Below are 25,937 nucleotides of genomic sequence, written 5' to 3' on the forward strand. Positions count from 1 at the left end.
AGTGTGTTGGAGGGGGGTGGTGGTGCGGTGGTGGTGGCTGATGTGGAGTGGGAGCGGTTCGTTCCGGCGTTCACCAGTCGTCGTCCCAGCCCCCTACTGACCAGCCTCCCTCGGGCTGCTGAAGCGCTGGCCGCGCTCGACAGGCAGGGACCCGGCACGCCGCACGAGGCGCACGGTTCCGGCGGCGTGCTTCCCGCCCTCGTCGAGCACCTCGCCACCCTGTCGCCCCAGGGGCGCGGCACCGCGCTCCTCGACCACGTGCGAAGGGCCGCGGCCATGGCACTCGGGTATGCCGAGACCACCGCCGTCGCCCCCGACCGCGCCTTCCGCGACATGGGGTTCGACTCGCTCACGGCAGTGGAACTGCGCAACGCCCTCCTCGGTGACACCGGTCTGCGACTGCCCGCGACGCTGGTGTTCGACTATCCGACTCCGGCCGTGCTCGCCCGGTATCTCGACGGCGCGCTGGCGGGGGAGGGCGGCTCCGTCACGACCATGCTCGCCGAAGTGGAGAGCAGCATCGCCCGCATCATGAAGACGGATCCGGACCAGGACGTACGGACCTTGCTGGGCACCCGGCTCAGGGCTTTCCTCAGCGAGATGGAGGACACCGGCGATGGTGGCGACGCGGGCGGCCCGGCCCTCGGCGCCCGGTTGGACGACGCCAGTGACGAGGAACTGTTCGACCTCATCAGCCGCGAGCTGGAGCAGTAGTGGCGCGAGCGGACGCAGGGGAAGCCGTGAGCGGCAGGTTTCCCGGCAGTCGCGGCCGACGGGCCTGGTGATACGAGTCAGAGGCCGCACCAAAGAGGTGCGGCCGCTGAGAAAGCACATGTGGTCGGATGCCACGGCGGACTTGCTCCCGCCGGGAGTGTGTCGTGCGCGTTCTTCGCGCGGTGGGGCGTCGCCACACCGTAGGGAGTCGTGATCGAGAAACGGTCGAGGTCTGGCGGTGGGCGGATGGAGTCGATGGAGCCTGGAGGAGTCCATGATCCGCAGCTGCATCAGTGGGCGTGCGAGGTCCGCATGTCCGCGTCACAAGGCGGAGAGGCCGACGGACGTGCGGGCAACGGGCCCGGAAGGAGAGGTGCCATGGCGGAGATCGGTGCGCTGGAACGGCCGGACGGCCCGGACACGGGGGCCGGCCGGGTGGTGGTCCTCGGAGCGACCGGATTCGTGGGCCGCCAGGTGGGGGCCGCGCTGGAGCGGGCCGGGCACGAGGTTCTCGCCGTGGCCCGTCATCCGCGAAAGATGCCCGCCTTCTGGCGCTTCCGCCCCATGGACCTGGTCGCCGACGGGCCGCGCGCCCTGACCGAACTGATCGACGAGGAACGGCCGGTGGCCGTCGTCAACGCCGCCGGCGAGGTCTGGTCCCCCACCGCCGACGGAATGCGCCGCAACAACCGGCTGCTGGTGGACAGGCTGCTCTCGGCGCTCGCCGTCGCCGAGCCCCGGCCACGGTTGGTGCAGCTGGGATCCGTGCACGAGTACGCGCCGCAGCCCCACGGGGTGTGGCTCACCGAGTCCTCGCCGGAGGAACCGACCACGGACTACGGCCGCACGAAGCTGCAGGGTAGCCACGCGGTACTGCGGGCCGTCGAGAAGGGCACCGTGGACGCGGTGGTACTGCGGTTGTCGAACGTGATCGGCGCGGGTACCCCGCGCAGCAGCCTCCTCGGCCAGGTGGCCGCGCAGCTGCTCGACGACGCCGCGGACGGGCGGCCCGCGCAGGTGCGGGTGTCACCGCTGCGCAGCATCCGCGACTTCGTGGACGCCCAGGATGTCTCGCGGGCCGTCGTGGCCGCGCTGCGCGTCCCCGGCGCCGGCGGGCACGTGCTGAACATCGCGAGCGGGGCCTCGCAGCACGTCCGGGAAATGGTGGACCTGCTCATCACGCTCAGCGGGCGGCCGGCCCGGCTGGTGGAGCGTCTCGTCGTGGGGCCGCGCCCGCTGACGGACACCGACTGGATGGCCGTGGACGTGTCAGCCGCACGCACGGTGCTCGGCTGGGAGCCGCGGCGCACGCCCCGCGACATGGTGGAGGACCTGTGGCGGGCAGCCGCGGAGCACCACGGCGGATCCGCCGTCGGGCAACGGCGGCCCTGAGGAGAACCGGCTGTCCCGGCGGGCGGACATCAGCCCGGCAAAAGCTCCAGGTCTGCCGTGCTGACTTGGTCGGTCAGCACCTGCTGGCGCAGGTGCTGGAGACCGGGTGAGGGATCGAGGCCCAGTCCGTTCCGGAGCATCACGCGCAGCCGCTGGTAGACGTCCAGTGCCTCGCTGCGCCTGCCACACCGCTGCAGGGCGATGATGAGGGTGCCCTGGAACCACTCGTGCAGCGGGTGGGCGCAGGCGAGTTCCTTGAGCTCACCGAGGAGTTCACGGTGCCGGCCGAGGCGTAGGCCGACCGCGACGCGCAACTCCTCGGCCTGAAGGTGGAGTTCTTCGAGGCGCAGGACGTGTCCGTGCAGCGCCGGGCCCTGTGGGACGTCCGCGAAGGGCGGTCCGTCGCACAGCAGCAGAGCTCGCTCGACCAGCGCGGCGGCGCCCGGCGGGTCGCCGTCGGCGAGTGCCGCCCGGGCCCGGCCGGTGAGGAGCGCGAACTCCTCCGCGTCGCACTCCCCGGGCCCGACCCGCAGCAGGTAGCCGTGGGTGACCAGCGGCCCCTCCTCGCCCGAGCCGGGTCCGTCGCCGCCGTGCACCCGCCTTACACAGCTGATAGGCGTAGGTCTACACGGTCGCGGTCGCGCTGCGGGCGGCCCGGTCAGAGTTCGGCCGTGAGGGCGGCGAGCGGTACGACGGTGTTGCGGCGAGCGAGCAGCAGGGCCAGCACCTGGCGCACCTTCGGCGCCGACGGGGTGACGTCGTGGCCGTCGGCCGATGCCCGCACAGAGCCGAGGGTGCGCCAGGTCAGCACGGGGCGGTCCCGGTCCGCGGATCGGGACGGGCGGCCCCTCCCGGAACATGCGGGTTGTCCCGGTACCAGGCGACGGTCTCGGCGAGGCCCTCGGCGAAGTCCTTCTGCGGTTTGTATCCGAGTTCGACGTGGGCCTTGCGCCAGTCCACGGAGTAGCGGCGGTCGTGGCCCTTACGGTCGGTGACGTACTCCACCCTGTCCCAGCCGACGTCGCAGGCCTCGAGGAGGAGTTCGGTGAGGCTGCGGTTGTCGAGTTCGGTGCCGCCGCCGATGTTGTAGATCTCGCCGGCCCTGCCGCCTGTGCGGACCAGTTCGACTGCGCGGACGTGGTCGTCGATGTGAAGCCAGTCGCGCACGTTCAGACCGTCGCCGTAGAGGGGAACCCGGCCACCGGCGAGGAGCCGGGTGACGAACAGCGGGATGATCTTCTCCGGGAACTGGCGGTGCCCGTAGTTGTTGGAGCAGCGGGTGACACGCACGTCCAGGCCGTGCGAGCGGTGGTAGGAGAGCGCGACCAGGTCGCTGGATGCCTTGGACGCGGCGTACGGGGAGTTGGGGTGCAGGGGCTGTTCCTCGGAGCAGGAGCCCTCGGGGATGGAGCCGTAGACCTCGTCGGTGGAGATGTGCACGAACCGGTCGGTGCCGTGGCGCAGGGCCGCGTCCAGCAGGGTCTGGGTGCCGAGCACGTTGGTGCGCACGAACTCGGTGGCGCTGGCCAGGGACCGGTCCACGTGGGACTCGGCGGCGAAGTGCACCACCTGATCGTGCTCGGCCGTCAGGCTGTCGACGAGACGGCTGTCGCAGATGTCGCCGACGACGAGCCGGTAGCGGTCGCTGTCCGCGACGGGGTCGAGGTTGGCGACACTGGCGGCGTAGGTGAAGGAGTCGAGGACGGTGACGGTGACGTCGTCGGGGCCGAGGGGTCCGAGCAGGGTCCGGACGTAGTGGGAACCGATGAAGCCGGCACCGCCGGTTACCAGGATGCGCGTCTGACTCATCTGGGTGCGGCGCGTCTCAGGGCGTGCCGAGCGGGCGCCGTCCTCCTTCCTCAGGGTGGGCGAATGGGGGTCGGGCAGGCACCGGGGGATTCAGCCGGCTGCGGTGAGGCGTTCCAGCTCCGGGACGAGGTCGTGCGGAGTGGGCATGGTGGCCGACTCGTCGCGCAGACGGCGCGCCTCGGCGGCGTAGGAGGGGTCCTCGATGAGTCGCCGGGTGAGGTCCGCGACCCGGTCGGCGTCGGCGTCGGCGTGGTGCACGTGGAGTCCGGCCCCGCTGTCCTGCAGTGTCCGGCCGCGTAGTTCCTGGTCGGCCACAAGGGTGGACAGGGCGAGCTGCGGCACGGCGTTGACCAGGGCGGTGGAGAAGGTGCCCCAGCCCCCGTGGTGGACGACGGCGGAGCAGCTGGGCAGCAGGGTGCTGAGGGCGAGGCCGCTGAAGGCCCGGACGTTGGGGGGCAGGTCGCCGAGTTTCTCGGCCTGCTCGGGCATGAGGGCGGCGACGATGTCGGCGTCGAGCCGGGACAGGGCTCGCAGGATGTCGGCCACGGCCACGTAGTCGCCGCCGTAGGCCTCGGTGTTGGTACGGCCCAGAGTGACGCACACCCGGGGCCGCTTGGGCTGCTCGCGCAGCCAGGGCCACTGCACGGACGCGCCGTTGTAGGGCACGTACCGCATGGAGAGCCGCCGCAGGTCGGAGGGAGGGCGCAGGCTCGGGGGCAGCGTGTCGATGGTGAACTGTCCGTTGAGGAGCTCCTCGTCACAGTGCACGCCGTAAGCGCGTCCGCGTTCGTCGATCCAGTCGGCGAGCGGATCGGCGCGCTGGTCCTCGGGCATGTCCTGGGCGAGTTCGACGAACGTGGCGCGGGCCTGGCCGTAGACGTCGGCGCACCACAGCAGGCGGGCGTGGGCGGCGCCGCAGGCGCGGGCGGCGATACCACCCGCGTAGGCGATGGGGTCGCGGACGACGAGGTCGGGCCGCCACTCACGGGCGAGGGCGACGAGGTCGTCGAGGATCGGGTCGTTGTAGCGGGCGAAACCGTACGGGACGCTGATCCGGTAGCGGGAGAGCAGGCTCGCGTGGTCGACGTCGCCGTAGCCGAGACGGCTCCAGTTGGCGACGTCCTCGTCCTGCGAGTCGCGTGCGACGGCCATGTCGCCGTGCAGGTCGTGGTCGCTGCCGACCGGAGCGGCCACCAGTCCGGCGCCGGTGACGGCGTCGGTCAGGGACGGCGCATTGGCCATCAGCACCTCGTGCCCGGCGGCCGTCAGAGCCCAGGCGAGGGGCACCATCGTGAAGACGTGCGACTTCTCCGGCAGGCAGGCGAACAGGACGCGCATCGGTTGATCTCCTCCTCAGGGGCGGCCCGGGACGGCGCTCAGGCCAGGGGCCTACGGGCCTCGCCTACGGAAAGGGCGCTCATCGGGCAGGACTCGACGGCCTCCCGGACGGCGTCGAGCCGAGCGTCGTCGGGGCGCTCGACCAGCAGCAGCACCAGTCCGTCGTCGCGCTGGTCGAAGACCTCGGGGGCGATGAAAGCGCACTGACCGGCGCCGATGCACCTGTCGTGGTCGATCGCGATGTCCATGGGAGGCCTCCTGCGTGCGTGCCGGTCCGGTGGGATGCCGGGGCGAACCCATCTTGCGGTGCAGGAGCGGGGGTTCGGCCGCAGAGAGACCGCTGTCTGGGATTTCCTCCAGAGATTCGGCAGCCGTGGCACCGGCGGGCCGGCCCGGCGATCGGCCGCGGCGACCGGTACTCGGTGAATCCCTAGAATGCGCGGCCTTCCCTGGTCCGCTGCGGGGCCGCCGTGTTGGAGTGACCGGCGGACGGAAGGCGACGGCGCCGGCCGCAGTGGCACGGCGCCGTCCGGAACCGTCGTACGACATCTGCGAAAGGGGAATCCGGGTGGCGCAGCAAGACACCTCGGACGTGCTCGACCCGGCGCCTGAGGCCGGTTCCTGGACCGAGCGTGAGCCGGCCGTGGCGCCGGACGGTGGCGCCACCCTGCTGGCGTGGGCGGCGCGGATGCGCGAGGAGCGGCCGGCGTGGCGGGACGGCGCCGGCAGGGTACATGTCTTCCGGCACGCGGACGTGCAGCGGATCCTCGCCGATCCGGCGACGTTCTCCTCGGACACGGTGGGCAGGCTGTCGGGCGGCGAGAGACAGGCCCCACGCGGCACGCTGCTGCTTCTCGATCCGCCCCTGCACGGCAAGATGCGCCGTCTGGTGAGCCGGGCGTTCACCCCGGGACTGATCGCCGGTCTCGAACCGTGGATCACCGAATTGACCGGGGAACTCCTGGATGCCGCTCCCGAGGGCGCCTTCGACCTGGTGGACACGCTGGCCAACCCGTTGCCGGTGACGGTCATCGCACGCATGCTGGGGGTACCGGTCGAGGACCGGGACCGTTTCCAGGGCTGGGCGGACCAGCTGCTGTCCACCGATCCGGACGACCCGCAGAGCGTGCGCCGGATGGAGGAGACCGCGGTCACCATCTCCGCCTACCTCCAGGGCTTCATCGAGGCCCGGCGCAAGGAGCCGGACGGGAACCTGCTGAGCACCCTGGTCGGCGCCGAGGTCGACGGTGAGCGGCTTGACGACGAGGACATCGCGAGCTTCGCGACCCTGCTGCTGCTCGCCGGGCACATCACCACGTCGGTGCTCGTGGGCAACGCGCTGATCTGTCTGGACCGGGATCCGGCCCTGTTCGCGCGGGTGCGGGCGGACCGCTCGCTGGTGCCCGCGGTGATCGAGGAGACGCTGCGCCTGCGCCCGCCGTTCACCCGGATCGAGCGGGTCACCACGGCCGAGACGAACATCGCCGGTCTGGACGTCGGCAAGGACTCTCTGCTGTACCTGTGGCTGCTCTCGGCCAACCGCGACGAGCAGGTCTTCGAGCACGCGGACGAGTTTCGCCCCCACCGCGCCAACGCCCGCCAGGCCGCGTTCGGGCACGGTATCCATTACTGCATCGGGGCCCCGCTGGCCCGGCTGGAGGGCCGGATCGCGCTGGAGGCTCTGCTGGACCGGTACGCCCGCATCGGTGTGGACCCGGCGGCGCGGCTCACCTGGCACGGCACCAACGTCTTCGGGGCACGGCATCTGCCGCTGCTCGTGGAACGCACCTGAGGCGTCCGCGGCCGTCGTCCCTTCCCGTACTCAACTCCCGCTTTGCGGCTCCCGATGGAGTGACCTCATGAAGACCAGGCCTGAGCCTCCCGTGATTCCCTCGGAGCGGGGGAAGTGCCCCTTCGACCCGCCCTCCGAGTACGCCCGGCTGCGCGCCGAGCAGCCGGTCAGTCCCGTCACGTTCCAGGTGGCGCCGAAGGACACCTCGGGCTGGCTGGTGACGCGGCACGACCTGGTCCGGCAGATCCTCGCCGACGACCGGTTCAGCCACCGCAACGAACTGCTCGCGCACGTGGTCGCGCCGCCGTTCCCGATGAGCGAGTACGCGCCGCAACCCTCGCTCCCCGGGTCGTTCGCGAAGATGGACGCCCCGGAGCACACCAAGTACCGGCGACTGCTGGCGGGTCACTTCACACTGCGGCGCATCCAGCAGTACGAGCCCCACCTGGCGCGCATCGTCGACGAGACACTGGAGGAGATGGCGGTCGCGGGCTCACCCGCCGATCTGCTGACCGACTTCGCGGAGAAGGTCAGCCTGCGCTCGGTATGCTCGCTGATGGGCGTCTCTCCGGAGCTGATGGACGGCATCCAGGAGCACTTCTCGGCACTGATGACGCTCACCTACACGCTGGAGGAGTTCGTCCATCACCTGGAGTCGATGGACGGGCTCATTCGGCCGATGGTGAGGGAGCGGATGGCCGAGCAGGGCGAGGACTTCTTCGGGCGGCTGGCGGCGACCGGCGAGCTGACCGAGGACGAACTGGTCAACCTCGGGGTTCTCACCCTGGGCGGCTCGCTCGACACCACGCCGAACATGCTGTCCCTGAGCACCTTTGCGCTGCTGGAACACCCGGAGCAACTGGCGCTGCTGCGCGAGCGGCCGAAGCTGTACGAGACGGGTGCGGTGGACGAGCTGCTGCGCTATCTGACGATCTCCCAGATGGGGTCGAGCCGGTGTGCGCTGGAGGACGTCGAGATCGGCGGCACCACGATCAAGGCAGGCCAGACCGTGGTGCTGTCCCTGCCTGCCGCCAACCGTGATCCGGAAGTCTTCAGCGCCCCGGACCGGCTGGACGTCACCCGCGTCCCCCGCAAGCACCTGGCGCTGGGCTTCGGCGCCCACCAGTGCCTGGGCCAGCATCTGGCCCGGGCCAGTCTGCGCATCGGGCTGCGCAGCCTCTTCGAGCGGTTCCCGACGCTGCGGCTGGCGGCGCCGGCTCAGGAGGTGCCGCTGCGCGACCGTGCCGTGCACTACGGCGTCGACCGGCTGCCGGTGGCCTGGGACTGAGGCGGCCGGGGAAGAGATCATCGCGTCACACGCGGAGCGGAAGGCCTCACGTCGGTGCGGTGCTGCGCGGTTGCCCGCCGCGGCGCGAGTGACAGGGCCGTCCGTGGAGGCGATGCGGAGGACCCATGGAGAGATCAAGTTACTTCCCTTTTATCGGAACTAGGAGATCTGCCAGACCTGTATGGGCGAAGATGACCTTGGCCGGGCAGTGTCCGGTCGGACACTGCCCGTGACCTCCATGGATGGTGTCCGAAGTTTGGGCACATGTCCCGGTGGAGCCGGCGGCACTCCGGGAGAGAGGGACACGCTGATGACCACCGCGTGCGCGAGCGGTTCTCGGGAGGCACGGCCGCACGGATCCCGCCCGAAGCCGGTGGAGCGTGAGCGCGAGCTCACTGTCCTCGGTGAGTTCGCCCGGCGAACCGCGGCGGGCGCCCCCGCCCTGGTGATCCTCGAAGGCCCGGACGGCATCGGCAAGACAACTCTGCTGTGTGCGCTGGCAACGCAGGCCCACTCGCTGGATCTGCGCGTCGTGGAGACCCGGGCGGGGCGGGAGGGGCATCGCCTGCCCCTGAGTACCGCGCGCGCCCTGCTCGCCGACCTGTGCGAGGGCGGACCCGCCGGGTTGCATGAGGCTCCTTGGCCTGGCATGCCGAGTGGCTGGGACAGCGAGACCGGCTCGCCCGCGTCGGAGTGGTACGACCTGGACGCGGGCAACCCCTCCTTCAGCGTCCTGGCCGCACTGCACGAGTGTGTCCGGTCCGCAGCCGCTCACGGGCCGTTGCTGATCATCGTCGACGACGCCGACGACGCCGACCACGCGTCGCTGCGGTTCCTCGCGCACACCGCCCGTCGGCTGGCCGGGCTGCCGGTGCTCCTGGTGCTCGCCCGGCGCGCCGGAGCCGACGTCCCGGCACTCGACGAGGTGGCCGCGTCCCCGCTGTGCCAGGTCCTGCGGCCCCGCCCGCTCACCCGCGACGGTGTCGGTCTGCTGGCCCGGCAGCTCATCGGGGCGGAGACCGGCCCTGCGTTCCAGGATGCGTGTCTGGCCGCCACCAACGGAAACCCGCTGACGGTGACGCAGCTCCTCACGGAGCTGCGGGACGAGGAACTCCCGCTCACCGCCGACTGTTTCACGCCGATGGGTGAGCAGGACGTTCCCGCCTTCCGGCTGCGGGTGGCAAGGCTGCTGCACCGGCAGCCGGAGGCGACCGTCCAGGGGGCGCGAGCACTGGCCGTACTCGGCGACGGCGCCGTCCTGGAGACATGCGCGCGGCTGGCCCATCTGGACAACTCCGTCTTCGACCGCTCGCTGCTCGTCCTGATCTCCCTCGGGCTGATCACCGCGGCCGACAGCACGAACTGGTGCTTCGCCCACGCCCTCATACGCAACGCGGTGCTCGCCGACATGTCGGACGAGGAACGCGCCGCCGCACACGGCCGGGCCGCCCGGCTGCTGCACGACGGGGGGGAGAGCGCCGCGGACGTCGCCGAGCATCTGTGCCGGGCCCCGGCGGCAGCGGCCCAGCCGTGGGCGCGGGTCGTGCTGCGGGAGGCAGCTCAGGAGGCGATGCTCCACCGCTCGCCGGAGCGAGCGGTGGAGCTGCTGCGGGCGTGCGTGCCGGAGGGCACCGAGGGTGACTGCGACCCGAGCCTGCTGACCGAACTGGGCCTGGCGGAGACCTGGGTGGACCCGGAGGCCAGCATCCGCCACCTGACGTCGGCGCTGGAGTGGACCCCCTGCTCCGATCTGCGGCTGCGTACGCTCAGCGCGCTCGCGGGGACGCTGACCCGGCAGGGACAGGTGGCCCGCGCGCTGGGCCTGCTCGCCCAGTACCGTTCCGACGCGGCGGCGTCCTTGTCCGCCTCCAGGGCCCCTCATCTGCTGGAGGCCCAGCTGCTGAAGGCGGCCACCGCCAACCGGGCCTCCATCGCCGAGCTGCTCGGCACCGCGTCCTTCGACCTCTCGCTGCCCGGCGAAACGCCCGACGAGCGTGCCCTCCTCGCGGCCCGCGCCCTCATCTCGGTGTCCCGTGCGGACCGTGTCGCGGACGCGGTCACCGCGGCCCGCAAGGTGTCCCGCCACGGCACACCGGCCACGGACTTCCCCGGCTACCTCGCCTGCGCCGCCTCCGTACTCCTCTACGCGGATCTGCCGCATGAGGCCGAGCGCTTCTGCCGGCAACTGATCGAGGCCACCGACGCGCCGCCCGACCCGGACTGTCCCGATCTGCTCGCGCTCAGCGCGGACGCCCACGAGCGGCTCGGCTCTCTCGACGCGGCACTGCGTGCCACCGCTGGTGCCCTCGGGAACTCCACGGTCGAGCGCGGCAGCCCACAATGGGCACTGCCGCTGGCCGTACGGTTGCACGCCCTTATCGACGTCGGAGATCTGGCGGAGTCCGTCTCTTTGGAAGCGGAGATACGCGACCCGCTTCGGGACGACGCCTGGCAGTGGAACGAACTCCTCTGCGCCCGGGGCCGACTGCACCTGGTGCGCCAGGACCCGAAGCAAGCCCTGGAGGATCTCCTGGAGTGCGGACGCAGGCAGTCGGCGTGGCAGCGTACCAACCCGGCCGTCTCGTCGTGGTGGTACTGGGCCGGGCGCGCTCATCTGGCTCTGGGCGACAGTCGCGCGGCCCTCGCACTGGCCGAGGAAGCCGTCGCCACGGCCCGGTCCGCGGACCTGCCGTGCGCCCTCGGGGCGGGGCTCGGTCTGTGGGCAGCGGCGGTGGGCGAGGACGAACGGCCGCCCCTGCTGGAGGAAGCGGAGCAGGTGCTCATGGGCACCCGGGCGGCACTGCTGCGGGCGCGGGTACGGGTCGCCCGAGGGGTGACACTCCACCGGCTCGGATACCGGAAGGCCGCCCGCGAAGTAGCGCGTCAGGGCTGGGAGGAGTCGTACGCCATCGGCGCCCGGGCCCTGCACGCCGACGCCCACCGTGCTCTGCTTGCCACCGGCGCTCGGCCGCGCCAGCCGGTCTCCCGGGGGCTGGACGCGCTGACACAGAGCGAGTCGCAGGTGGCCCGCCTTGCGGCGGACGGCAGGTCCAACGCGTGGATCGCGGAGAAACTGTTCGTGACGCAGCGGACGGTCGAGGCTCATCTCACCTCGGCGTACCGCAAGCTGGGTCTGTCGGGGAGGCGGGAGCTGCGCACCGCTCTGGAGATGTCGGAAATGAGCGGGGACGCCGTCCACGAGAGATAGCGCCATTCAAGCCAGAGGTATCTGACGGTCATCCCGTTGTCCGCGCCTCGGCCGGTATCCGTTCCAGCCGCTGTCGCATTTTCTTCAGACGGCGGGCTGTCCGTTGAATTGATGTCGGCCCACGGGATCGCCGCGCCACCTTCGCCCGGAATGCTTCAGCCCCTCCATCTCATTGGGGCGGGTCCGCGCGCGATACACTTGCGCTCCCCTGGGCATTCTCTTGCCGCATGTGAGAGGGAAGACCCTCCGGGACTCGAAAACAAATCTACCACCTTCCCGGCCGAGCGCGCTCACCGATCGATCTTCGGACTTTCGCCCCCCAAATTGGCGCACAACGGTATTTTCGAATCGCTATTGACCGGCTGTTCGTTTTCCCTTGCTGACACCCCCCTCGCCATGGTCTGCTAATGGTCCAGTTTTCAAGGACTAGTGGGTCATCCGGGATAATTCCGGACTTATTCTGCATGGGTGATTCCGAGGAGCAGCACGGTGCTTTGGGAACGCGAGTCGGAGCTGGCGCAGGCCACCGACGCTCTGCGCCAGGCCAGGAGCGGGCGGGGTTCACTACTGGTCGTCCGCGGTCCTCTGGGGGTGGGCAGATCGTCGTTTCTGGAGGCCTTGGCGGCGCTCGTGGGTGAGCAGGGGGCACTGCTGCTCAGGGCCCAGGCATCGGAGGCCGAGGAAGGCTTCGGGCTCGGGGTGGTCCGGCAACTGGTGAACTCGGCGCTCGGACCGGCCGACGACAGCGACCACTGGCTGCGGGACGCGGCAGCCTCGCTGCCCGAGGGCGCGCCGCCCTCGATCCCGTCCGGCCTGTCGGCGGACTCCGACAGTATGCTCTCGGCGGTCTCCCCGCGGTCCGCACCGTGCCGGTCGCAGATGCCCCTGTGGCTGGCTGCGTTACTGGACTCCATGTCCAGGGACCGGCCGGTGGTGCTCATGGTGGACGACCTCCAGTGGGCGGACACAGAGTCACTCCAGGCACTGGCCGTGTCCCTGGCACGGCGCCGGCAGCAGCGGATCCTCTTCGTCTTCTCCGTGCTGCCGGGCGACGTGCGTGGCACTCGGCAGCACGTCCGACAACTGCTCACGCCTGCCTCGGGCTCTCCCGGTTCCGTGGACGAGGCCGCCGACCGAACGGTGGTGCTGTCAGTGCTCCGCCGCGACAGCGTGCGCCGGCTGGTGGAGCAGAGCATCGGGGACGCGGCCGACGCGGCGTTCGTGGAGACGGTGGCCACGCGTTCCGGCGGCAGTCCCCTGTTGCTGCGGGCGTTGCTGGACGAGGCGCAGTACCTGGGGCTGCGTCCGACCTCGGCGCACGCCGCCATCGTCGCCGCCCTGCGCCCAGAACGCGTACGAAAGCGCCTGGCCGCGTTTCTGCGGTCGCAGCCGGACCGCGTACGGCGGGCGGCGTACGCGCTGACCGTGCTCGGCGCAGTCACGGACTCGCAGTTCGTGGCATGCCTCGCCGGACTCGACGAGGCGCAGGTGGCGGAAGCGATCGACGTGTTGCGGCTCGCCGGTCTCGTGGATCCGCACTCCTGCCGACTCGCCTCGGGAACCGTGCTGCGGGACCTGCTCGAAGAGCACATGCCGCCCCAGAAACGCACCGCGATGCGCAAGGTGGCTGCCGAACTGCTGCACCGCACCGGCCATCCGGCCGAACTCGCCGCGGAGCAGTTCATGGCGGCGAGCGCCCTGCGGGGCCAGCGGGCGGTGCGGATTCTGCGAACCGCCGCGGACAGCGCCCTGCGCCGCGGCTCGCCGCGGGACTCGGCCCGTTATCTGCGACGTGCTCTGCTGGACGGCTCGCTCTCCGGGCACGACCGGGCCCGGCTGCTCGTCGACCTGGCGACAGCCGAACGCGCTTTCGCCACGGCCGCCTCGGTGCGGCACGTCGTGGAGGCCGTACCCCTGCTCGAATCGGTTGTGGAACGTGCTGACGCGGTGGCACGGCTGGGGCCGCTGCAGATGGACCCGCCGACCTTCCGTATCGACGACGTCCGGGCCGAAGTCGCCGACGGACTGCGCCGCTGCCACAGCAACGACTGGGTGGAGCGGGAACTGATGCTGCGCCTGGAGGCACACGAGCACATCCTCTCGGCGCAGGACCCCGCGCACATCAAGCGGGCGCTGCGCAGGTTCCGCGATCTCGGACCGTCTCCCCGGCTGGGCACCAGAGGAGAAAGGGAGCTGGTCACCTCCCTGATGTACATAGCCTTCCTCGCCAACGCCGCCCCCGCCGACCGGCTGGCGGGCCTTGCCGCCCGGCTCCTGGAACAGGAACCGCCCGCACCCGAGCACGTCCACTCCACCATCCCGCTGGCCGTGACCGTTCTCGCCGCGGCCGGGCGGACGGAGGGCACGGCCGGCTGGCTGCACAAGGCACACCGGCTGGCTCAGCGCCGGGGCGGTGACGTCGAGCAGGCCGTCATCCGGTGCGAACAGGCGGTGGTGGCGCTGGCCGACGGGCATCCGGCCGATGCCGGGGACAAGGTGCTGCAGGCCGACGCCCTCGCGGGGCCCGGGACCAGTGGTCTGCCCACCATGTGCGTGGGGGCTCTCGCGAGGGTCGCGCTCGCCGCCGACGAGCCGGAGCTGGCAAAGCAGCTCCTGACACATCACCGGCTGCACGCCGGGAACCAGTACCTGGCGGCGCTGCTGCACATGGCCCGCGGCTCCCTGGCCGCCCGTCGCAACGAGCCTCGCGGCGCGCTCTACCACTACCGGATGGCGGGCCTGCACACGGAGCGGATCGGCTGGGGCAACCCGATCGTCCTGCCGTGGCCGTCCCGTACCGCCCTCATGCACCACCGGCTGGGCGAACATGACGAAGCCCTGGCCGTGGCCCGGACGGACGTGGACAGATCCCGCGTCTGGGGGGCGCCCGCCGGCGTCGGCCGCTCTCTCATCGTCCTGGGCAGGATCACCGCCGGCCAGGAGAGCACCGAGTGCCTCGAAGAGGCCGTCGCGGTCCTGGAGAAGGGCAGCAACGGCTACGAGCTGTGTCGTGCGCTGTACGCGCTGGGAACCCATCAGGAAACGGGTCGCACCAGGCGGACCGCCGCCCTGAAACGGGCACAGGAGCTGGCCACCGAATACGGAGTCCACAGTCTGGCGAAGAGCATTCGCGAGCAGTTGACGGGCGGCCCGAAGGTCACCGAACAGGCGGGGTATCGGCTCACGCCGTCCGAACGGAAGGTTGCGGAGCTGGCCGCGGCTGGTCTCAGCAACTCCGAGATCTCCATCCGCCTGGGCACGTCGTCACGCATGGTGGAGAAACATCTGACCCGATCCTATCGGAAACTTGATATTTCCGGACGTTCCGACCTCATTAGGGCACTTGAGGTCCTCAGAAACGACCAGCCGTTGTGAATCCCATCAAAACAGGCGGCAGCGATAAACGCCAAACGCGGCCGCATGTCTACCCACCCACCGCACCACCGAACCACCGAACCACAATATTTTACAGTCATGCAAAAGTTTGCTTGACCCTCCCCAGGTGCATTCTTAGGCTCGACCACAGTTGATCAAGTGCGATCACGATCGATCTAGGTAGGCCAGATCTCGATCCAGCACTGACCATCTCCGCTCGGATCTTTCAGGGCGAATCCCCCACATCGGAATGCAGAAAGACGGTGGGTCGCATTGACCATGCGAATAGAAGGCACCTCGCACAACAGAGACAGAACGGCGGAACCGCAACCTGTCCTAGCCTCCAACCGACCTCCACAGGATGTGCGGCCACGTGGAGAGGACGGCCGCCGCGTATACACGGCACACATCGATACCGCTATGCACATCGTGGCAGCGGAGCCCGCTTTTTCCCGCCAGTTCGGCCGTAGCTCGGCCGACACCTGTGGACGGAATCTCTACGAACTGCTGCACCCCAGCTCTCCCTCGTTGCTCAACCGGCACTTCAACCGCCTCTCGGAAGGACGCTCCAACCGCTTCGCCGAGCGCATGGTCGGCATGGGGGGGTCGGGCCGGGCCTTCTCCGGCGAGCTGACCGGCATCGCCGTGCAGAACACCACGGGGCACCTCGCGGGGATCGTCGTGCAGGTGCGGCCCGACGATGGCACAACAGGCACCGAGCCCGAGGCCGTCGCCGGCTCCCGGGAGGCACTGCTCAGCAAGCTGGACGCGCGGGTCCTTGAAGGGGTCGCCAGCGGCGCCTCCACGGTGCAGCTCGCCGCCCGGCTCTACCTCAGCCGGCAAGGTGTCGAGTACCACGTCGGCCTCATGCTGCGGAAGCTCAAGGCGCCGAACCGGGCCGCGCTCGTGGCGCGCGCCCACTCCATGGGCATGCTGACGGTAGGCCAGTGGCCGCCGCGGGTGCTGCCGGAATTCATCAAGTAGATCATCATGAAGGTTCGAGAGATGGCTGTGCCGGACGCGTACCACATCACGCCGCATCAGCTCCTGGACGAACGCGGCAGTTTCTACGAGTCGTTCCGGCACGACCGGCTGGCCGAGGAGATCGGCCGCCCCGTGCCGGTGACGCAGGTGAACTACTCGGTGTCACGCCGCCGCACCCTGCGCGGGCTGCACGGTACGCTCCTGCCGCCGGGCCAGGCGAAAGTGGTGTGCGTGGTGCGCGGCGCCGTCCTCGACATCGTCGTGGACCTGCGGGTCGGATCCCCGACCTGGGGCGTGCACGAGGCGAACTGGATGTCCGCGGAGTCGGGCGAAGCGCTGTTCGTCGCCGAGGGCCTGGTGCACGGCTTCCTCGCCCTCACCGACGACACCTGCGTGTCGTACCTGTGCTCCACCGAGTTCATGCCCGGCACCCAGGTGGACATCGACCCCTTCGACCCCGAACTCGCCCTGCCCTGGGGCCTGACGGAGACGCCCCTGATGTCGGAGAAGGACTCATCGGCGCTGCCCGTCGCCCAGGCCAGGGACACCGGACTCCTGGCCGACTACGAGGACTGTCTGACGCACTACGCGGCGCTCCGCGAGGCCGCCCGCTGACCAGCGCCGCGCCGGGAACCCCGCAGCCGCGGGCGGCGCCCGCCCGACCTCCAGGAGAGCCGATGCCGTCCAGCACGCCCGATTCCGCCCATCACTACGCCATGCTGCTGTTCGCGGACTTCGGCCACATCGCTCCCACCCTGGGAGTGACCCGCGAACTCCTCGCCCGGGGCCACCGCGTCACCTACGTCGTCGACGAGACCTTCGCCGCGGCGGTCGAGGAGAGCGGCGCCCGCGCCGTCACCTACGCCTCCGCGCGCGGCGACTTCTACCGCGCCGCCGCCCCGAACCCCGACCGGCTCGCCCGCGACGGCTACAACCTCCTCGTCGATACCATCCGCACCGTGTTCCCCGTAGCCCGGGACGCGCTGGCCGCCGATCCACCGGACGTCGTGCTCTACGACTTCGAGACGGTCGCCGCCGGCCGGGTCGCCGCCCGCGTCCTCGACGCCGTACCGGTGCAGGTCTGCCCGAGCCACGCGGCCAACGAGACGTTCTCGCTGCGCGCCCAGATGTGGGACCCCGGGCATCCACTGATGACCCAAGGCGCCGAGGCGATCATCGACTTCATGGGCGAGCACGGCATCGGCCTGGACGAGATGGGCCGCTACGGCGCCGAGTGGGACGAGCGCAACCTGGTGTTCCTGCCGCGCGCCTTCCAGATCGAGGGGGACAGCTTCGACGAGCGGTTCGCCTTCGTCGGCCCCAGCTTCACCGAACCCGCCCCGGACCTGTGGTCCCCGCCTGCCGACGGACGCCGCACCGCCCTCGTCTCGCTGGGCACGGAGTCCGGGGACCGCGGCGGCTTCTTCCGGCTGTGCGCGGAGGCGTTCGACCCCGCCGACTGGCACGTGGTGATGACACTCGGTCGCGGCAGCGACCCCTCGCTCCTCGGACCGCTGCCCGCCCACGTCGAGGCACACCCCTGGCTGCCACATCCCGCCGTGCTGCCGCACGCCGACGTGTTCGTCTGCCACGCCGGGATGGGCAGCCTCATGGAGGCACTGTTCTACGGCACTCCCGTGGTGGCCGTGCCTCGCGCCCACGAACTCGCTCTCAGTGCCGGGCGGTTGGAGCAGTGCGGAGTGGGCCGCAGCCTGCCCAGCGCCGGGCTGACCGCCCAGGTCCTCGGGGAGGCGGTGGCCACGCTGCTCACCGACCCCGAGGGACCGGCCGCCCGCGCCCGGATGCGGCAGGCCGTGCGCACGGCGGGCGGTGCCGTCCGAGCCGCTGATCTGCTGGAGGCCTGGGCCGCGGCCCGCCCGGTGCTGCCCGCGGCCGGTTGAACGTCCCGCGGTTGCCGACGGGGCCGGAGCTGCACGGGACGCTGATGGTGCGTCCCGCACGGCCCCGGGCCCCGTCCGGCGCTCGGCTGCTCAGTGGGGCAGCGTCACGTACTCGATCACCGTGTTGATGCTGTGGTCGATCATCTCGTCGGTGAGACCCGGGTACACCCCGATCCAGAACGTCCGCTCGGTCGTGATGTCGCTGTTGGTGAGCGGCCCGCTCACGCGGAACTCACGTCCCTCGTAGGCGGGGTGGCGGGTGAGGTTGCCGGCGAAGAAGCGCCGGGTGGCGACCTTGCTGGTCTCCAGGTGGTCGATGAGCGCGCCCGGCGCGAACGACGCGTCCGGCCGGACCGTGATGGCGAAGCCGAACCAGCTCGGATCGCTGCCCGGCGTCGCCTCCGGAAGCAGCAGGTGTGGCAACCCGTCCAGGCCCTCCCGCAGCCGGGCCCAGTTGTGCCGGCGAGCTCTGCCGAACTCGTCGATCCGGCTCAGCTGCTGAAGCCCGAGCGCCGCGGAGACGTCCGTCGACTTCAGGTTGTAGCCCACGTGGGAGAAGATGTACTTGTGGTCGTAGCCTTCCGGCAGCGACCCCATCTGGTGTTCGAAGCGCTTGAAGCAGCGGTTGTCCTCGCCCGGCTCGCACCAGCAGTCGCGACCCCAGTCGCGCATCGACTCCACGATCCGGGCCAGAATCAGGTTGTCCGTCACCACGCAGCCGCCCTCGCCCATCGTGATGTGGTGGGCGGGGTAGAAGCTCTCCGTCGCGAGATCTCCGAAGGTCCCGGTCAGCTGCCCCTGGTAGGTGCTGCCCAGGGCGTCGCAGTTGTCCTCGATGAGGAACAGGCCGCGGTCCTCGGCCAGCTGGGCGATCTCCCGCACCTGGAAGGGGTTGCCCAGCGCGTGCGCCATCATGATCGCCCGGGTGCGCGGGCCGATCGCCTGCTCCACCTGCTCCAGCGAGGCGTTGTAGGTGTGCAGCTCGACGTCTACGAAGACGGGTATCAGACCGTTCTGCAGGATCGGGTTGACCGTCGTGGGGAATCCGGCGGCGACCGTCACCACCTCGTCGCCCGGCTTCAGCCGGTCATCACCCAGTTGCGGCGAGGTCAGACTGCTCAGCGCCAGCAGATTCGCCGACGAGCCGGAGTTGGTCAGATGGGCCTTGCGCAGACCGAAGTACTTCGCCAGGGACCGCTCCAGCCTGCGCGAGCTGACGCCCGCGGCTATCCGCATGTCGAGCGCCGCTTCCACGAGCGCCACCCGGTCGTCCTCGGTGAGTACCGCACCCGAGGCCAGCACCGGGGTGACACCCGGCACGAACCCAGACGAGACGGTGGAGCGGTGGTACTCCCGAACCAGGTCGAGGATCTCGGTCTTGTCGTTCCCCATCGGCTGATGGCCTCCTGTGTGTGCCGGTGGGGACGAGACGGACGGCCGGCTTGCAGTCGAAGCGGGTCCCCACGCCCGTATCGATCGATAGCGGGAACTCCAGACCAGCATGCGCGCCCGGCCGCTGGCCAGGAAGGCCGGGCAACTCTAGGGATCCACCAAAAGCCTTGGGGTCCTGGACACCCTCGCCGAGGCATCCCGCCCACGGTCTAGGGATTTCATCGCCCTCGGTCCTGCACGCTGAAGAGCGCCCGGCCGCGGGCCCTGCGGCGGGCGGACATCTGGAGACCCCTCATGAGACATGGCTCACCGCCTGGCACCCCCGAGCGCACCGTCGTCCTGCGCGGCGGAGGCCCGTCCGGAGAGCGGGTCCGGCTGGGCGTCCACGACCTGGTGAACGGCACCTTCTCCACGCTGCGTACCTTCTACTACCGGCAGACGCTGGACGCCGACGCCCTCCAGGACTCCCTGCGACGCACCCTCGCCCACTACCCGCTGCTCACCGGCCGCCTCGAACGGGACGCGGACGGCGGCCTCAGCGTCGTGTGCGGCGACGCCGGAGCGGTCTTCGAGGTGTCCCGCTCCGACCACGCCATGCCGGACCACGGGCCCGACCGACCCGCCGGACAGGATCTGCGCCGGTACGTCCGCTCCGTCAACCCCTTCCGCGTCGTCGGCCACGACACCCCGCTGCTCACCGTCAAGGTCACCCACATGCGCGGCGGAGGTTCCGTTCTCGGCGTCGCCATCAACCACAGCGTCGTCGACGGCGGCGCATACCTCGGCTTCCTGCTCCACTGGTCCCGCGTCCACGCGGGTCAGGACCGACCCGCACCGCTGTACGACCGCCGCCTCATCGACGGCCTCGCCGACGAAGCGCGTCCCGCGCCGGACGACCCCCAGTACGCCGTGGTCACCGGCCGGCAGAAGTTCGGCTTCTTCTGGAAGGTCAACGCCCGCGCCCGTCACGTACGCACACTCACCGTCAGGTTCACGGCCCGGGAGGTACTGGCCTTGCGGGAGGCGGCACGGGCCGGGCAGGACCGCTACCGGGCGCCCGCCTCCAGCGGTGACGCTCTCGGGGCCCACCTGTGGCGGGTCCTCGGCACGCTGCGCGACCGGGCTCCGGACGCCGAGGAACGCCTGGGGATCGTGGTCGGCCTGCGGGAAAGGCTCAAAGAGCGCCTGCCGGACGACTACGGAGGCAACGCCGTGTCCAACACCACGGCCGTGCTCCCGTCCCGCGAGCTGCGCGAGGAACCCCTCGCCCACGCCGTCCAGGAGGTGCGGGCCGCCGTGGACCGCGTCACCCTGGCCCGGGTGCGCCAGGAGACGGCGTTCCTGGACGCCCAGCGCCGGGCCGGACGCTCCAACCGAGTGGTCAGCCGGATGGCGCTGGACGCCTTCGAGGGCACGGTCGCCCTGAACAACGTCAGCCGGCTTCCGGTCTACGCCGTCGAATTCGGCGCCGGACGACCGTTCTGGTCCGAGTATCCGGCGAGCCTCATTCCATGGACCGTCCTCGTCACACCCACCCCGGACGACGATTACAGCCGCGATGTCCACCTCAGCGTCCCCCGCGACGCCGCGGACGCTCTGCGCGGCCCTGAGTGGTCCGCGCGTCTGCGTGACCCCGCCGGCCGCCTCGGCCGTCCCTGATCACGGGTCCCGTTCCTCCACCATCTCCCACGGGGAACGGGGCCCGTTTCCCTGCCCGGCGTCGGCTGCTATGCCTCCGCGGCCTTGCGCAGCGCCTCCACGCGGTCCGTGCGCTCCCACGTGAAGTCGGGCAGCTCGCGGCCGAAGTGGCCGTACGCGGCGGTCTGGGCGTAGATCGGGCGCAGCAGGTCGAGGTCGCGGATGATGGCGGCCGGGCGGAGGTCGAAGACCTCGTCGATGGCCTTCTCGATCCGGTCGGTGTCGACCTCGGCGGTGCCGAAGGTCTCCACGAAGAGGCCGACCGGCTCGGCCTTGCCGATCGCGTAGGCGACCTGGACCTCGCAGCGCGCCGCCAGACCCGCCGCGACCACGTTCTTCGCCACCCAGCGCATCGCGTAGGCGGCCGAGCGGTCGACCTTGGACGGGTCCTTGCCCGAGAAGGCGCCGCCGCCGTGGCGGGCGAAGCCGCCGTAGGTGTCGATGATGATCTTGCGGCCGGTGAGGCCGGCGTCGCCCATCGGGCCGCCGATCTCGAAGCGGCCGGTCGGGTTGACCAGCAGACGGTAGTTCTCGGTGTCGATCTTGATGCCGTCGTCCAGGAGCGCCTTCAGCTCCGGCTCCACCACGAACTCGCGGATGTCCGGGGTCAGCAGGGAGTCCAGGTCGATGTCGCCGGCGTGCTGCGAGGAGACGACGACCGTGTCCAGGCGGACGGCCTTGTCGCCGTCGTACTCGATGGTGACCTGGGTCTTGCCGTCGGGGCGCAGGTAGGGGATGGTCCCGTTCTTGCGGACGTCCGACAGGCGCTTCGACAGGCGGTGCGCCAGGAAGATCGGCAGCGGCATCAGGGTCGGCGTCTCGTCGGAGGCGTAGCCGAACATCAGGCCCTGGTCGCCCGCGCCCTGCTTGTCGAGCTCGTCCCCTTCTCCCCGGCGGGAAGCGTCCTCGCCCCGGCACTCGTACGCCATGTCGACCCCCTGCGCGATGTCCGGGGACTGCGCGCCGATGGATACCGACACGCCGCAGGAGGCACCGTCGAAGCCCTTCTCGGAGGAGTCGTAGCCGATCTCGAGGATCTTGTCCCGCACCAGCTGCGGAATCGGCGCGTAGGCCTTGGTGGTGACCTCACCGGCCACGTGCACCAGACCAGTCGTGATCAAAGTCTCGACCGCGACCCGGGACGTCGGGTCGTCGCGCAGCAGGGCGTCGAGAATGGTGTCGCTGATCTGGTCAGCGATCTTGTCGGGGTGCCCCTCGGTCACAGACTCCGAGGTGAACAGGCGACGAGACATGATCCTCCAGTGGTCCGCGGTGCCTGGTCGGGCCACCGCACGAATGAACGGGGCGGGATCCCGCCCCCGCGCCTGCTGATGCGGCCCATCAGGCGAGATGGTCCCTGATCCAGCAGGCCAGTACGCCCGAGGCTGCCGCTGCAGCCTCGGGCCAGGCCGCTTCGGCGGTCTCGTCGGCCCGGTCGCTCACGTACTTCACGATCCGTACCGGCACGCCGAACCGCTCGGCCACGGAGGCGATCGCATAGCCCTCCATGTCGACCAGGTCGGCCCGCTCGGCCAGCAGATCGCGGACGCGGCCGTCCGCGACGAAGGCGTCACCGGTGGCCAGGGTGGGCCCGGTCTCGGGGCGCAGGGTCAGCGGACGGCCGTAGGAGACCCCGCTGAGCCGGCGCAGCACCTCGTCCGGCAGGTCGTGCTGGATGACCCGGGACACTTCCAGCAGCCCGCTCAGCGATGCCTTGAGGGCTCCGGCCGTACCGAGATTCACGATCTCCCGGGGCCGTGCCGACGACAACGCCAGCGTCAGTTCCATGGCGGCCCGCACCTTCCCCATCCCCGTGATCAGTACCGGGAACGTGTCGTCGAAACGTGCCGCCTCCGCCTCCGCGGCCGTCACGATCAGCGGTCGGTCGGGGCGTATCTCGCCTCGGAGCCGGGGGGTGAAGGAGGGCGTGGCCTCAGGAGAGAACAGCATGGAATCCTGTCCGGGAAGTGTGGGTTCGGCGCAGTGCGGTGGTCAGGCGTTCTGGACGGCCAGCAGAGTGGCCGCCAGTGCCGTCACCGCGAGCGCGGTGGGGGCGATCATGCCCTTGCGGTCGTGTGCCCGGACGTGGAAGGCCACGGCGCCGCAGAAGTACAGGAACACCCCCGCGCCGGCGGCCACCGCCAGAGGCGGCAGGGCCAGCCCGATGAGCAGGCCCGATGCTCCGGCGATCTCCAGCAGCGCCAGCCGCGGCAGCCAGGACTCGGCTACGCCGACCCCGCGCATCGAGGTGACGACCGACTTCCGCCGCTTCAGCCTGCCCGCCGCCGAGCCCGGGAGAACGAGTGACAGGACAACGGTCTGAACGACGTAGTTGATGGTCACGGCTCTCCAGGTGACACCGGCGGCGGCCCATGATCGGCGGTCACCCTCATGCTCGCCTGGATCGCACCAGGAGATCCCTAGAGCCGCCATGTCCGTACAGAGGAGTGTCAAACGTTCAGGTCTGGCCCGCAGTCGGTGGTGAGGCCGGGTAGCCGTCAGGGCAGGAGGATGCGGTGGCGGAGGAGGTCGAATCCAGCGCGTCCGTGCATCTTTCTCTTGATCCTTTTGGTGCGGGTGTCGACGCCTTCCGAGCGGCAAGTCGATGGCCCGCGAGCCCGGCACGCCCGTTCGCCGGAGATCGCCGGGCGCGAGTCCGCCCGTGCGAGCGCCGACTCACCGGCGCTCTACTCGGGTCGTGAGGTCTCCTCCCGTGCCCGAGCCTGGTGCCGGCGGGCTTTGAGCCGGTTCCCGCAGGTCTTCATCGAGCACCACCGTGCGGTGTTGGCGCGACTGCGGTCCAAAAGGAAGAGGTGGCAGTCAGGGTTCTCGCACGGCCGCAGACGGCCGGGCATGCGCTCTTTGACGTCCGCCCACGCGAGCACGAGTTCGATGGCGAGCCTGCGCTCCGGCGGCACCTCCACGTGCCACTCGATGCCCGACGTGCTGGCCTGCGGGACTTTGCGAACGCCCGCGAGGACTCGGCGCAGACGGGACTCCGCCGACGCGCCCGCCTCCACCGCCTGGAGCGCATCCCGGGCGGTGCGCAGCCACCCGCGCTCCTCGTCGCCGCCGAGACCCCCGTGCTCCCGCGCCCACCTGTCCACCTCGTGGTCGTCACGCCACAGGTCCTGGCGTCGGCCATCCGCAACAGGGGTGCTGTTCAGCGCCTGCATCAGGGCTTGGTCGTCCAGCACGAACCTCACCTTCCATCTAACTCCATCAAGTGGTTTGACAGGTTACCCCAAAGTCGGTCTACTGGACGACGAGAGATAACCATCAAAAGACGTTGAAGGAGTTAGTCATGGTTGAGGTTCGCCACCAATATGCGACTGTGCAGGGACATCGCGTCTTCTACCGCGAGGCAGGATCCCGCGTGGCGCCCACGCTCGTACTCCTGCACGGATTCCCCTCCAGCTCACGCATGTTCCGTCACCTCATTCCGGCGCTGGCCGATCGATTCCACGTCATCGCCCCCGACCACCTGGGCTTCGACAACTCCGACGTCCCGCCCGTGGACGCGTTCACCTACACCTTCGACTCCCTGACCGACATCACCGAAGCCCTCCTGGCCCAGCTCGACGTCACCCGCTACGCCGTGTACGTCCAGGACTACGGCGCACCCATCGGCTGGCGGCTGGCCCTGCGTACCCCCGGACGCGGTCACCGCGGTGATCACGCAGAACGGCAACGCCTACGAGGACGGCTTCGTACAGGATTTCTGGAAGCCCGTGTGGGCGTACTGCGAGAAGCCGGGTCCCCAGACGGAACCCGCCGTCCGTACCGCCCTCTCGCTCGAGGCCATCCGCTGGCAGTACCTGCACGGAGTGGACCGACCCGAGCTGGTCGATCCCGACACCTGGGCCGCTGACCACCGCGAGGTCGACCGGCCAGGCCTCGACCTCGTGCAGCTCGCCCTGTTCGCGACTACGCCAGCAATCCACCCCTCTACCCTCAGGTGCACGCCTACTTCAGGGAACGCCAGGTTCCTCTCCTCGCGGTCTGGGGCGCAGGCGACGAGATATTCGGCCCGGACGGAGCACGCGCCTTCACAAGGGACCTGCCGGACGCGGAGATCCACCTGGTTCCCGGAGGTGGACACTTCCTGCTCGAAAGCCACCTGGACACTGTGATCGGGTATGTTCGCGGGTTCCTGACAGCCACCGAATCACCAGCGTGAAGCCCCGAAGAGTTCCCCTGCCGAAACGATCCCCCGTTCCGGCTGCTGACCTGGTGATTCACGGAACTGCGGACAGGGCGCCAGTCGGTCTGGCCGGACAGGAGGAAGGCCACAGTGGCCGCGCCCAACTGGTGCCCGCCGCCTGAATGCCACCGCCCTGCGAGACGACATGACGTTCGGGACCTGCCCCGGACCCCGGCGCGACCCATCCAGGTACGCGACCACCTCGGCCGGAGGCTCGCATGTGGATCTTGACCGACGCGGTTTCCCGGCAGGCCACAGCCGCCATCCTCGCCCCACGGCAGGGATGAGTGAGGCGAGGCTACGAGGCGATCAGGGGAAGCGCGTTGAACACGTGGTGCTGCCAGAGGCGGCAGGAGGTTTCCTCCGGGTAGGTGGTCGTCGTCGGCTCCGTGTCGAGGATGCGCGTCGGACGGTGCTCGGTGTCGTAGGCGGGCCAGCCCGGATCGCCGGTGGTGGCGAAGGAGGTCCAGGCAGCGCGGACCCGGCCGGAGAGGGCCGCGGCCTCGTCGAGGTGAGCGGGGCCGATCAGTTCTCCGCCGAGGCCGCCGAACGTACCGAAGACGAGCGGGATGTCCAGCGCGTGGCAGGCGCCCATGGCACCGCCGTTCGCCGGTGCGGCCCAGGTGAGTTCGTAGAGGTGGGCTCGGCCGCCTCCTGCGACCTGGGCTTCCACGAGGTGCAGCGAGGGCTTGTGCGGCAGTGCACGGGGTGTTGCGGAGGCGGGCACGACCGGCTGAGTACGGCCGGACCGCCCAGCCCCCGGCCGGTCGCGCGTGCCCCTGCAGGACTCCGGGCGACCTGGCAGCCGCAGTGGGTGACCGGCCGGAGGGCTCGTCCGAAGC

General features: G+C 70.4%; 22 protein-coding genes and 1 pseudogene. 12 read left to right on the forward strand and 11 right to left on the reverse strand.

The features are described from left to right. Both ACFU53_RS31355 and ACFU53_RS31360 read left to right on the forward strand, forming a co-directional pair. The coding region (locus tag ACFU53_RS31355; protein WP_383999838.1) for a phosphopantetheine-binding protein at positions 1 to 714 on the forward strand (714 nt) is incomplete at its 5' end. Positions 715 to 1,092: 378 nt separating this feature from the next. Beyond that, a complete protein-coding gene (locus ACFU53_RS31360) occupies positions 1,093 to 2,106 on the forward strand; it encodes an NAD-dependent epimerase/dehydratase family protein (protein ID WP_383999841.1) in 1,014 nt (337 codons plus the stop codon). A 29-nt stretch (positions 2,107 to 2,135) separates the two neighbouring features. On the opposite strand, the gene ACFU53_RS31365 is transcribed toward ACFU53_RS31360, so the two are convergent. From ACFU53_RS31365 to ACFU53_RS31385, 5 genes are all read right to left on the reverse strand, one after another. Then, complete coding sequence (locus ACFU53_RS31365; RefSeq protein ID WP_383999844.1) at positions 2,136 to 2,702, reverse strand: AfsR/SARP family transcriptional regulator; 567 nt, start codon at positions 2,700 to 2,702, stop codon at positions 2,136 to 2,138. 62 nt (positions 2,703 to 2,764) lie between these two features. Beyond that, complete coding sequence (locus tag ACFU53_RS31370) at positions 2,765 to 2,917, reverse strand: hypothetical protein (RefSeq protein WP_383999847.1); 153 nt, start codon at positions 2,915 to 2,917, stop codon at positions 2,765 to 2,767. Continuing rightward, the gene (rfbB, locus tag ACFU53_RS31375) at positions 2,911 to 3,915 is read right to left on the reverse strand and encodes a dTDP-glucose 4,6-dehydratase (protein ID WP_383999850.1); all 1,005 of its coding nucleotides are present in this window, start codon (positions 3,913 to 3,915) and stop codon (positions 2,911 to 2,913) included. Before rfbB ends, ACFU53_RS31370 begins: the two co-directional genes overlap by 7 nt. A 90-nt stretch (positions 3,916 to 4,005) precedes the next feature. Further along, a complete protein-coding gene (locus tag ACFU53_RS31380) occupies positions 4,006 to 5,253 on the reverse strand; it encodes an activator-dependent family glycosyltransferase (protein WP_383999853.1) in 1,248 nt (415 codons plus the stop codon). Between the two features lie 38 nt (positions 5,254 to 5,291). Further along, on the reverse strand, positions 5,292 to 5,501 hold the full coding sequence (locus tag ACFU53_RS31385; protein ID WP_383999856.1) for a ferredoxin: 210 nt from the start codon (positions 5,499 to 5,501) through the stop codon (positions 5,292 to 5,294). A 320-nt stretch (positions 5,502 to 5,821) separates the two neighbouring features. On the opposite strand from ACFU53_RS31385, the gene ACFU53_RS31390 reads away from it, so the two are divergent. From ACFU53_RS31390 to ACFU53_RS31420, 7 genes are all read left to right on the forward strand, one after another. Beyond that, entirely contained in the window at positions 5,822 to 7,045 is a 1,224-nt protein-coding gene (locus ACFU53_RS31390; protein ID WP_383999859.1) for a cytochrome P450, read from the forward strand. A gap of 67 nt (positions 7,046 to 7,112) precedes the next feature. Further along, the gene (locus ACFU53_RS31395) at positions 7,113 to 8,333 is read left to right on the forward strand and encodes a cytochrome P450 (RefSeq protein ID WP_383999862.1); all 1,221 of its coding nucleotides are present in this window, start codon (positions 7,113 to 7,115) and stop codon (positions 8,331 to 8,333) included. A 310-nt stretch (positions 8,334 to 8,643) separates the two neighbouring features. Further along, positions 8,644 to 11,541: an AAA family ATPase gene (locus ACFU53_RS31400; RefSeq protein ID WP_383999865.1), complete on the forward strand. Its 2,898-nt coding sequence runs from the start codon at positions 8,644 to 8,646 to the stop codon at positions 11,539 to 11,541. A gap of 489 nt (positions 11,542 to 12,030) precedes the next feature. Further along, entirely contained in the window at positions 12,031 to 14,916 is a 2,886-nt protein-coding gene (locus ACFU53_RS31405; RefSeq protein WP_383999868.1) for an AAA family ATPase, read from the forward strand. 279 nt (positions 14,917 to 15,195) lie between these two features. Continuing rightward, a complete protein-coding gene (locus ACFU53_RS31410; RefSeq protein WP_383999902.1) occupies positions 15,196 to 15,900 on the forward strand; it encodes a LuxR C-terminal-related transcriptional regulator in 705 nt (234 codons plus the stop codon). A 6-nt stretch (positions 15,901 to 15,906) separates the two neighbouring features. Beyond that, a complete protein-coding gene (locus ACFU53_RS31415) occupies positions 15,907 to 16,515 on the forward strand; it encodes a dTDP-4-dehydrorhamnose 3,5-epimerase family protein (protein WP_383999871.1) in 609 nt (202 codons plus the stop codon). Between the two features lie 62 nt (positions 16,516 to 16,577). After that, positions 16,578 to 17,801, forward strand: a complete 1,224-nt coding sequence (locus ACFU53_RS31420; protein ID WP_383999874.1) for a macrolide family glycosyltransferase — start codon at positions 16,578 to 16,580, stop codon at positions 17,799 to 17,801. A gap of 90 nt (positions 17,802 to 17,891) precedes the next feature. Here the strand turns inward: ACFU53_RS31420 and rfbH are convergent, their stop codons facing one another. Continuing rightward, a complete protein-coding gene (gene rfbH, locus ACFU53_RS31425; protein WP_383999877.1) occupies positions 17,892 to 19,193 on the reverse strand; it encodes a lipopolysaccharide biosynthesis protein RfbH in 1,302 nt (433 codons plus the stop codon). A 294-nt stretch (positions 19,194 to 19,487) separates the two neighbouring features. Between rfbH and ACFU53_RS31430 the strand changes: the two genes are divergently transcribed. Continuing rightward, on the forward strand, positions 19,488 to 20,852 hold the full coding sequence (locus tag ACFU53_RS31430) for an acyltransferase (protein WP_383999880.1): 1,365 nt from the start codon (positions 19,488 to 19,490) through the stop codon (positions 20,850 to 20,852). Between the two features lie 68 nt (positions 20,853 to 20,920). Here the strand turns inward: ACFU53_RS31430 and metK are convergent, their stop codons facing one another. The 4 genes from metK to ACFU53_RS31450 form a co-directional block, all read right to left on the reverse strand. Next, positions 20,921 to 22,144 carry a methionine adenosyltransferase gene (metK, locus tag ACFU53_RS31435; protein ID WP_383999883.1) on the reverse strand — a complete coding sequence of 408 codons (1,224 nt, stop codon included), beginning with the start codon at positions 22,142 to 22,144 and terminating at the stop codon, positions 20,921 to 20,923. A gap of 88 nt (positions 22,145 to 22,232) precedes the next feature. Further along, complete coding sequence (locus ACFU53_RS31440; RefSeq protein ID WP_383999886.1) at positions 22,233 to 22,841, reverse strand: nucleosidase; 609 nt, start codon at positions 22,839 to 22,841, stop codon at positions 22,233 to 22,235. Positions 22,842 to 22,883: 42 nt separating this feature from the next. Beyond that, on the reverse strand, positions 22,884 to 23,234 hold the full coding sequence (locus tag ACFU53_RS31445; protein ID WP_383999890.1) for a DoxX family protein: 351 nt from the start codon (positions 23,232 to 23,234) through the stop codon (positions 22,884 to 22,886). Between the two features lie 344 nt (positions 23,235 to 23,578). Then, the gene (locus tag ACFU53_RS31450; protein ID WP_383999893.1) at positions 23,579 to 24,088 is read right to left on the reverse strand and encodes a CGNR zinc finger domain-containing protein; all 510 of its coding nucleotides are present in this window, start codon (positions 24,086 to 24,088) and stop codon (positions 23,579 to 23,581) included. 107 nt (positions 24,089 to 24,195) lie between these two features. On the opposite strand from ACFU53_RS31450, the gene ACFU53_RS31455 reads away from it, so the two are divergent. Together ACFU53_RS31455 and ACFU53_RS31460 are read left to right on the forward strand one after the other, a co-directional pair. Next, positions 24,196 to 24,762 (forward strand): alpha/beta fold hydrolase, encoded by a 567-nt coding sequence (locus ACFU53_RS31455; RefSeq protein ID WP_383999896.1) that lies wholly within the window; start codon positions 24,196 to 24,198, stop codon positions 24,760 to 24,762. A 39-nt stretch (positions 24,763 to 24,801) separates the two neighbouring features. After that, positions 24,802 to 25,071 (forward strand): annotated as a pseudogene (locus ACFU53_RS31460) (alpha/beta fold hydrolase); the annotation flags it as partial. Between the two features lie 322 nt (positions 25,072 to 25,393). Here the strand turns inward: ACFU53_RS31460 and ACFU53_RS31465 are convergent. Then, positions 25,394 to 25,822 (reverse strand): hypothetical protein, encoded by a 429-nt coding sequence (locus ACFU53_RS31465; protein WP_383999899.1) that lies wholly within the window; start codon positions 25,820 to 25,822, stop codon positions 25,394 to 25,396. Between the last annotated feature and the right edge of the window lie 115 nt (positions 25,823 to 25,937).

It is taken from the genome of Streptomyces sp. NPDC057474, from assembly GCF_042802555.1.
Lineage (GTDB): Bacteria > Actinomycetota > Actinomycetes > Streptomycetales > Streptomycetaceae > Streptomyces.